Raw genomic sequence first — 8,737 nt, forward strand, 5'->3', positions numbered from 1 at the left:
GATGAGCCTGGTGGGGCCGCGCCCCATCGTTCAGGCCGAGGTGGAGCGCTACGGCGACCGCTTCTCGCTCTACGCCCAGGTGTTGCCGGGCATGACCGGCCTGTGGCAGGTCTCGGGCCGCAACCAGACCCCCTATGCCCAGCGGGTTGCGCTGGATACCTATTACGTGCGCAACTGGTCCCCCTGGCTGGACTTCTATCTGCTGGCCCGCACGGTCTGGGCGGTGCTGTGGAGTGATGGGGCCTACTGAGGCTGTAAGGTGGGGCTCGCAGGCCGTAAGGTCGAAAGCCAGTTTGGCCTTCGCCGTTCGCCTATCTACTGCCCAGCCTGCAATTCCTTCAACAGGGCAGGGGCTTGTAGACCCCAGTCCTGGTAGGTCTGGTATATTTGCTGACCCATAGGCACGCCAGCGGGCCGCATTCCCGGTGGAAAGCGTTTTAGTCCGGCTTGCAAAGCTGCAACAGCATCCTCCTTGCGTTCCAACTGGGCTGCAAGCCGGGCCTGTTGCAGGTAAAAGCCGGGGCTGGCAAGGGCAAAAGTGCGGTTGATCTGGGTCAGGATGGTGAGCTGTTCTTCTGGGCTTTGGGCATGCTGCAACATGGCCCGGTATACCCACAGGCTTTTGGGGTTGAGTTCAGCAGCCCTGACCAGCAACCCGGTTCGCTCGAGGCCCGAAAGGCGGTCAGCCTCGGCCAGCACAGCAGGCCGATGGCCCAGATGCCTCCCGGTAGCACAGCTCTGGGAACACGGCCAGTACCACCAGGCCAGTAGCGCTACCGCCAGCCCGATTCCTACCGGAGATACCGCCCTGCGCCAGTTCGCGTTTGCCCAGCCACCCGGGCTACCCCCAGAGCCCTGGATCTGCCCGTAGACGGCCCCCAGGCTGGCAAAGGCCAGCATCATCACGGCAGGGTACATTCCGGTAATGTCAAAGGTTAGGGTGGCCCATAGCCCCGCAGCACCCAGAGCCCAGGGCCAGGCAGGGGAGTTCCAGCCCCGCCAGAGTAGCCAGCCCAGTATGCCTAGCAACAGCAGTAACCTCGGCCAGCCTCCGGTAGCGGCGGTCTCGAGGTAATAGTTATGGGCGCTGCTGAAGAGTACCCCTGGGTACTGCTGGTAGGCTGCCAGAACATCCCGAAAGCTGCCATTGCCCGTGCCAAATGGCTTTTGCAGGGCGATGTGCAGGGTTTGCTGCCACATCTGTAGTCGGCTGCCGATACTACCCTCAGGAGCGACATCGCCAATTTGCTGCTCGAGGTTTGCTCGGGTTGCCAGCCCGGCTTGAACGGGGTGAAAGGGCACGGCGCGATCTATGGCAAATACCACCAGACCCAGTGTAGCCAGGCCAGCCAGTATGTGCAGGGGTCTGATCCGCTCTTGCCATAGCCGGTACACCAGCAAAATAAGTATGAGCAAGAGTGGCAGATAGACCGCTCGAGCCCCCGAAATCAAGGCCAGAAACAAAGCTCCCGTCAGCAGGATGCCGCTCAGAAGGGGCCACCTCGAGCGGATCATCCACACCGCCGCCACCGGGATCAGCGCCAGGGCCTGGGCTCCGGCGACATAGTGTGCAGAGCCAGAAAAATACATCACCATGCCCGTTGCTCCCAGCGCCAGAGTAACGAAAAGCCCGGAGGCCAGCAGGGCGGTGTGCAGACCCAGCAAACCTGCCAGCCAGGCCCCCGCGCCAAAAGCCGCCAGATAGGCAACCTCCCAGAGCCCGACCACCAGGGTAGTGCCGGGGGTTAGGCTCCAGAACACCGTTACCAGGCCCAGTACCCACCAGAGCCAGAGAGCGGTAGGAATTTTGAATGCCAGAGATACCAATCCGCCCAGTGCAAGGCCAGTGAACCACAAAGGGGGTTGATGGTGGTGCAGAGCGGGCTGTTGCCAGAGCCACCAGAGCAGTGCAAGAATAACCGCACATATTCCAATAGTGGTCAAAAGTCTAATACGACCTACGATTTGCATAGGTTCATTGTAGAGTCCAGCGAATGGCCCTCAGAGTTTTTTTGCATGATTGGTGGTGGCCTGCGTATGTGCTGGTCTGTCCTTGGATTTTCTGGTGGGGAGCCCAAAGTGCCAGTGAGGCGGTCGAGTTCACCTACTATCTGCAAGCACTTGCGCTGGCCGTTTTCCTGGCAGGCGGTTTGATATTTGAGCTTTTGAGCCGACCCGATTTGAGGCTACGGGATACGATCCATCTTCCTCGGCATTTCTCGCGTCATCCAGCCGTAACCCTGGCCCTGGCCTTTGGAGTCTGGGCCGTGATTGCAGCCGGTTTTGCCCCGTCCCCCATCGTGGCTTTTCTGGGGTCGTTGTACGGTTCCGGCGATGGGGCCGCCTGGGCCATGGGGCTGTCGCTGGCGTTTGTGCTGGTGTATGTCCAGGGCTTACGCGACTCGAGGCTAGCCTCAAGAATTCTCAGCATGCTGCTTGTGAGTGGATTTTCCCTGGCTGTACTGGCAATCCTCGAGGTCTTGCGTAACCAGGCCCTCCAACCCCATGCGCTCAGTGTTCCGATGGGCAGCTTTAATGGGCCAGGGCATCTGGCCGGGATGCTTACTCTGGTGGCGGCGGTTGCGGTGGCCTGGTGGTATCAAAACAATCGTTTAGCGCTGGTGACTGCCCTTGTCCTTGCCGTAGCTATCGGGTTGGCAAGCAAGCGAGCTGTTTTGATTGGATTGTTGCTGGCTTTGGGGGCCGGTTGGCGGACGCCGTTTAGGCTGCTGCTGGCCGCCGTGGTAGTGGCCCTGGGGCTCTGGACTGGTTTTCAGGGGGCTGCCAGCCAGCAAGCACTGGCACGAGACCTGGGCGATCCAACCACCTTTTCCACTCGAGCCGAGCTCTGGGAAGCTGCCCTGGCTGGCGTATTGGCGCGGCCCATCACCGGCTGGGGGGCGGGACAGTTCGACGAGGTCTGGCCGCGCTATCTAAACCGCCAGGACGTAGAGACCTACCTGCGGCTGGAATTCGGGATACAGGAGGTGTTACACACTTCCTACACTCCTTTCGGGCCGCCCGCCTTTTTGGTTCGAAATGCCAGCGGCGAGGTGGTCTCATTTTTTGTTACCCCCTGGAAGTCGCATAACCAGCTGCTCGAGGTAGGCCTGCTTCGCGGTCTGGCAGGGCTTGCGCTTTACTTGCTGCTCATATCCATGCTTGTGCGCCCGGCATGGCTGGGCAATCCTGCTGCGGTTGGAATTCTGGCCTATTTGGGTTTCACCATGCTGTGGTTTGTCCCCACCCAGGTTGAAGGGGTCATGTGGGTGTTGTGGGCGGTGGCACTTTTGCCACCCGCGGCAACAAAGCCCAGGCTGCAGCCAGCAAAACCAGGTGGATAGGCTCCACCTGCATTACCGGAAACCAGGCCAGGTAGTAGATCATCAGCGCTACAAACACCCATCCCAGCCAGTGGTTGTTTCTCAGGCTGAGATAAACCGGGTACAGGTACAAAACCAGCCAGATTAGCGTACTAAGTAGACCAAACGCTAGCCAGCGATCCAGCACAAAGTTGTGCGCCCTGTCAATGGCGAACCCAAACTCTTTGGTAACATTCTGCTGCCCGCCAAACCGCTCGAAGTTGAAAGCAATCCACCGGTCTCTAATTTTGATGTCTTCGCCTGGAAACGTCTTGATGTAGGCATCCTGGAGCCTGGCATCCCGGGGCCAGCCAAACTCGAGGGCATACTGTTCTGCCAGCAAATCAAAGGGAGGATTGCGAATCTGGGCCAGCTTCAGCGCATCCGACCCGCCCCCCAGAACAGGTTGAAGAGGGGTTTCTTGAATGGCTCGCAGGGCGATCTGCCAAATGACCAGGCGGGTCTGCAGGGTGTGCGTGTCCTGGTAGCTCTGGCTGTCTTGTTCAAAGCTTCTGGGGTCGGGCAGAACAGTCCTGGGAACCAGAACGCCAACCACCAGCAGGGCGCTCAAAAGGAACAGAAGCCATTTCCTCCACCACAGATTCATGGCGATCAGGGTTGCAACCAGGGCGTAGAAAGCCGCGCTGTTGCCCGTAATTCCCAGCCCAGCCGCCGAAAATAGGGCAGCGCCCAGCCAAAGAAGGCGGTAGCCAGGTCGCGGGTCGGCAAAGCCATGCCAGAGCGCAACCAGAATTCCCGGCAGCAAAAGGGCAGCCACCATGCCTGGATGTCCAAGCGTGCCCAGGGGTGTGTTGAAATCCTGCCAGAGCCGGAGTGGGGTTACCGGGTCGAGGTCGAGCCTCTGCAAAACAACAATTGCAGCCTGAACACCACAGCCCACCACCAGCGCAAGGGCCACCGGGCGGAAATGCAGCGGCGCGCCCCTCAGGCTCAGATAGGCAAAAGCGCCGAGGGCAAAAAGTCCGAGGTGGTACAGAATTCCATCGAATCGCTGGCTTGGTCCCAGGAGATCGAAGGCAGTCTCGTCGCGGGCATTGAGGGTGCTCAGGATGACCAGTAGCAAATGTGCAAGCAGCAGAAACAAAAAGACCGATTTTGTTATTTGTTTTCGAACCTCCCAAAGCCCCAGGACACCCACAACCAGCAAAAACAACAACTTGGGTAAATACAAAAACTGCTCCGAAGCCAGGATGTTGTCGAGAGGGGTGACTACCGGGGGCTTTCCCAGAAGGGTGCCTGGAAAGAATAAAAGAGGGTAGATGAATACAAACAATAAAAGAAGCCAGGGATATGCCGGCGCGCTTGTTGTTGAGCGTCGCATATCCCCGATTGTAGAGGTTGGAAGCGGATTTAGTAGCCGATTGTGACCGCTGGCTGCGTGCCCCCCGAGTAGACTATCGTAACCCGAGCGGCCTGTTCGGTATAGGTGCAACTGGTCACGACCAGGGCACTGGTGGGCGCGGGCACCACATAACCACCAAAGTTGGCACCGGCCACACAGGTGCCGCTGGGCACGAGTGCTGATGGGTTTTCGCCAATATAGGCCTGGGCAGAGCGATAGACATTGGAAGCGTAAGCTAATGCAGCCCGGTCAATTGCGACCCTTCGTGCATTGATAAGGTTGGGCACCAGTGCGGCAGCCAGAATGCCAATGATGGCGATCACGATCAGCAACTCGATGAGGGTAAAACCTCTGTGAGTCTTCATGATCCTTTAGAAAAATGCCCTGCCTTCTGGCAGGGCATGGTCTAGGCGACCAACTAGTTGCCCACGGTCACGGAGGTGAGGGTGCCACCGGTGTAGGTGACGCTTACCGTCGCACCAGTCGTAGCAACCGTGCAGCCCGTGATGAAGCCACCAGGAGCGGGCACGCTGTATGCGCCAGCGGAGTAGCCACCGGTTCCAGTGCAGGTGGTGGGAACGGTGGTCGCGCTGACGTTCTCCGCCAGATAGGCCTGGGCGGTCTTGTAGACGTTCTGGGCGAAGGCCTGGGCAGCACGGTCGTTGGCAACTTGGCGGGCGCGGAGCAGGTTGGGGATCAGTACGGCGGCCAAGATGCCGATGATGGCGATTACGATCAACAGCTCGATCAGGGTAAAACCGGACTTCTTCATGGTACTTCTCCTGGGGTTCCGCACCGGTTGAATATGGGTATGGGTGCGGCATTGCGTAGTGCATCGAGAGGGCTTTGGGTCTTGCAGGAGCGGGCCGATTCCCGGACTCCAGGGTTCAGTATAGCCCCTGGTTTTGGAGAGCGTGTGGAATTTGACCCAACCAGCCCCGGGGTACGTTACGGGGGTTTTGGCGGCGGGGGTGGATCCGATGGGTCTGCACATAACGCCTGGGCAGGGTTCCGGCGCCAGCGCGGGGCCGTCCGGGGGGTTTTGGGGGTTCGCGGCCTGCAGGGTGCGCTATCAACTGCTCAAAACCCGGCTAATGAGACTGGCCAGGCGCTCGGCGGCGCTTTCCAGAAAGGTTTCGAAGGCGATGGGGGCTTCGCTGCCGGCCTGGTCGGTGATGGCGCGTAACAGGGCCATCGGCATACCCATGCGTCTGGCTGTCCACAAAGCGGCTGCTCCCTCCATCTCGACCGCATCGGCTGCGAACACCCGGCGCACCTCGTCGGCCTCGCTGCGGTGGGCTAGAAAGCGGTCGGCACTGGCGATACGGCCCAGGTAGATGGGCAGGCCCATGGCCAGCGCCGTGCGCAATACCCTCGAGGTGAGGCCGGCATCTCCGGGAATAAAGCGCTCGCCGGTTGCGAGTTCACCCGGAGCCCGGCCAAAAGCGGTGATGTCTACGTCGTACTGGACGGCATCTTGCGCCAGGATCAGATCCAGGGTCTTAAGGTCGGGATTCAGGGCCCCAGCCACGCCCACCCAGAACGACTGCGCGGGGCTGAAGCGAACCCTGGCATAGGCCACCGCCGCCGCGGCTGCCGCTTTGCCCACCCCGGTTTCGATGAGTACCACCGGGTACCGCCCCAGCTCCCCCTGCTGAATCGTCCAGGGGCCGTCTACGGCCTCATGCAGGCTGAGGTGTTTGCGCAGAGCCTGGGCTTCGGCTCCTTCGGCGGCAAATAGGGCAACCATGGGCATACTGGGCTAGCCTAGCACTCCCTCGAGGGAACATCCAGCACCGAAGGGTGGGGAAACGCCGGCATCACGGGGGGCGTAAACTGGAATGCGCCGGGTTCTACCCCGCAATCTCGATGGTTTCCTGGATGTGCAAGCCGGTATGCAGCACCCGCTGCGCCCAGGCTTTGGCGCCCTCGAGGTCGTGGTCGCGGTAATTGCCACACTCGAGATCGCTCACCCCCGGCACCGGCCCGGTGTGGTTCACCACCTCCTGCAAGGTGTTTCGGAAGGCATCCAGTACCTTCTGGGGCCCGGGTTCGCCCAGCGCGACCATATAAAACCCGGTGCGGCAGCCCATTGGCGAGATATCCACCACCCCGTCCAGATGGGTGCGGAGGTAGGTGGCCAGCAGGTGCTCGAGGGTGTGGAGGGCGCCGGTGCTGAGTGCGTCCTGGTTGGGCTGCGCAAAACGCAGGTCGTACTTCTCGATTCGGTCGCCCCTGGGGGTCTCCTTAACCCCCGCCAGCCGCACATAAGGGGCCTGGACTTTTTGGTGGTCGAGGCGAAAGGACTCCGGAATTACCAGGGGCCGGGACATGCGCTTCAGTTTACAACGCCATGGGCTTCTGGCTTCGGGACTCGGCGACATAACTTTTTAGGCCGGTGCACGGCCCTACAACGATCCTGCGGATCTCAAGCCTCAGGTCGCAGGTCGGCCTGGGGCCGAGATCGCAGGCCATAGCGAAGATTTCTAGCTTTCAGCTTCTAGCCTTCGACCCTCGACACAATCATTTCGGCGGCACCGGGGGCCGTGGAGAGGAGGAAACCGGGTTGCCAGACCGCTCAGCCGCGCAGCTTTTTCCACAGTTCGGGGGTCAACAACAAAAAAACCGGAATCAGCTCGAGGCGGCCAGCCCACATCTGGAGGATCAGAATGATTTTGGAGAGGGGCTCGAGCCCGGCATAGCTGCCCATGGGCCCCACCTCACCCAGCCCCGGCCCGATGTTGCCGACCGCCTGGGCGCTGGCGGTAAAACCCACCACAAAGTTGTTCTCGAGCAACGAGATCAGCACCGCTCCTGCTGCCACCAGTCCCACGTAGAGTGTGATGAAAGCAGCGACCGAGCGCATCACATCTTCGCCCAGACTTTTGCGGCCCAACCGGAGGGTGATGATGGCCTGGGGGTGCAGCGAACGCAGTAACTCCCGCCGCACAATGGCTCCCACGATCAGCAAGCGAATCACTTTTATTCCGCCCGCACCCGACCCCGCACACCCCCCGACAAACATGGCCGCTACCAGGATGGCCTGGGCCGCCGGCGCCCATAAGGCGAAGTCGGCACTGGCGTAGCCAGTGGTGGTAATGATCGAGGTTACGTTGAAGAAAGCATGGCGGATGGCCTCATCCCAGGTGTAGTCCATGTCCTCGGCGTGGTGGGTCATCAAAAAGACGGCCAGTGACGAGCCAAATACCAGGACAATAAGGGTGTAAACCCTGAGCTCCACATCTCTTAACAGCGGGCGGGGATCGCGGCTGAAGAAAAGCCGGTACTGCAACACAAACCCCGCACCCCCAAGAAACATGAACAGGGTTCCGAACCACTGGGCCAGGGGGGTGTACTCTTCAAAACTGCGGGGGTTGGGACTGAACCCGGCAGCGGGCAGGGTGGTGAGGGCATTGCAGAGCGCCTCGAATGCCGGTACACCTGCAATCCAGTAACACAAGGCTGCCGCCAGGGTGAGGGCGGTATAGACTTTGAGAATGCTCTGGGCAGCGGTACGCAGACGAGGGGTGAAGGGTTCTTTTTGCACGCCGGTGCTCTCGGTGATAAAGAGCTGACGGCCCGCCACGGCCAGATGTGCCAGCAGTGCAACCACCAGCACCAGAATTCCCACGCCCCCAAACCACTGCATCAGGCTTCGCCAGAAAAAAAGGCTATAGCCAAAACCCTCAAAGTCTGCCAGAACGGTGGCGCCGGTGGTGGTGAAACCCGACATGGCTTCGAACAGGGCATCCAGGTAGTGCATTCCGCCCGAAATCCAGAACGGGATGGCTCCCAGAGCGGGAACCAGTAGCCAGATCAGGGCGATGGAAAGCAGGGCTTCGGCCCGGCCCGGTTCGTGCCTGGGGTCGCCCAGGCTGCGAAACCACCAGCCCAGCCCCAACCCCACGGCGGCGCCGGCCAGAAACCCCCAGGGAGACTCTCCCAGCGCCAGGGCGAGGGCTTCCAACCCCAGCATCACCAGACCCAGGGCCAGATACACCACACCCAGAAA

Annotated in this window: 9 protein-coding genes; 2 read left to right on the plus strand and 7 right to left on the minus strand. The window is 60.6% G+C overall.

Annotation, left to right across the window (positions count from 1 at the left end; all coding sequences use genetic code 11):
• Positions 1-250 (plus strand): sugar transferase (locus Q0288_RS11565; RefSeq protein ID WP_299430552.1); only part of this gene is annotated, 250 nt, incomplete at its 5' end.
• A gap of 65 nt (positions 251-315) precedes the next feature.
• Here the strand turns inward: Q0288_RS11565 and Q0288_RS11570 are convergent.
• The gene (locus Q0288_RS11570) at positions 316-1,971 is read right to left on the minus strand and encodes an O-antigen ligase family protein (RefSeq protein ID WP_299430555.1); all 1,656 of its coding nucleotides are present in this window, start codon (positions 1,969-1,971) and stop codon (positions 316-318) included.
• A 23-nt stretch (positions 1,972-1,994) separates the two neighbouring features.
• Between Q0288_RS11570 and Q0288_RS11575 the strand changes: the two genes are divergently transcribed.
• Positions 1,995-3,344, plus strand: a complete 1,350-nt coding sequence (locus Q0288_RS11575; RefSeq protein WP_299430557.1) for a hypothetical protein — start codon at positions 1,995-1,997, stop codon at positions 3,342-3,344.
• Here the strand turns inward: Q0288_RS11575 and Q0288_RS11580 are convergent.
• The 6 genes from Q0288_RS11580 to Q0288_RS11605 all read right to left on the minus strand — a co-directional run.
• A complete protein-coding gene (locus Q0288_RS11580; RefSeq protein ID WP_299430559.1) occupies positions 3,262-4,554 on the minus strand; it encodes an O-antigen ligase family protein in 1,293 nt (430 codons plus the stop codon). The two genes, Q0288_RS11575 and Q0288_RS11580, sit on opposite strands and share 83 nt — an antisense overlap.
• Before the next feature lie 179 nt (positions 4,555-4,733).
• Positions 4,734-5,090, minus strand: a complete 357-nt coding sequence (locus tag Q0288_RS11585) for a prepilin-type N-terminal cleavage/methylation domain-containing protein (protein WP_299430561.1) — start codon at positions 5,088-5,090, stop codon at positions 4,734-4,736.
• Positions 5,091-5,143: 53 nt separating this feature from the next.
• Positions 5,144-5,497 carry a type II secretion system protein gene (locus Q0288_RS11590; RefSeq protein WP_299430563.1) on the minus strand — a complete coding sequence of 118 codons (354 nt, stop codon included), beginning with the start codon at positions 5,495-5,497 and terminating at the stop codon, positions 5,144-5,146.
• A 300-nt stretch (positions 5,498-5,797) separates the two neighbouring features.
• Positions 5,798-6,475, minus strand: a complete 678-nt coding sequence (mtnN, locus tag Q0288_RS11595) for a 5'-methylthioadenosine/S-adenosylhomocysteine nucleosidase (RefSeq protein ID WP_299430567.1) — start codon at positions 6,473-6,475, stop codon at positions 5,798-5,800.
• Positions 6,476-6,578: 103 nt separating this feature from the next.
• Positions 6,579-7,058, minus strand: coding sequence for an S-ribosylhomocysteine lyase (locus Q0288_RS11600; protein WP_299430565.1), 480 nt, complete (start codon positions 7,056-7,058; stop codon positions 6,579-6,581).
• 245 nt (positions 7,059-7,303) lie between these two features.
• Positions 7,304-8,737 (minus strand): TrkH family potassium uptake protein (locus Q0288_RS11605; protein WP_366914758.1); only part of this gene is annotated, 1,434 nt, incomplete at its 5' end.

This window comes from uncultured Meiothermus sp. (assembly GCF_937863175.1).
Taxonomy (GTDB): Bacteria; Deinococcota; Deinococci; order Deinococcales; family Thermaceae; genus Meiothermus.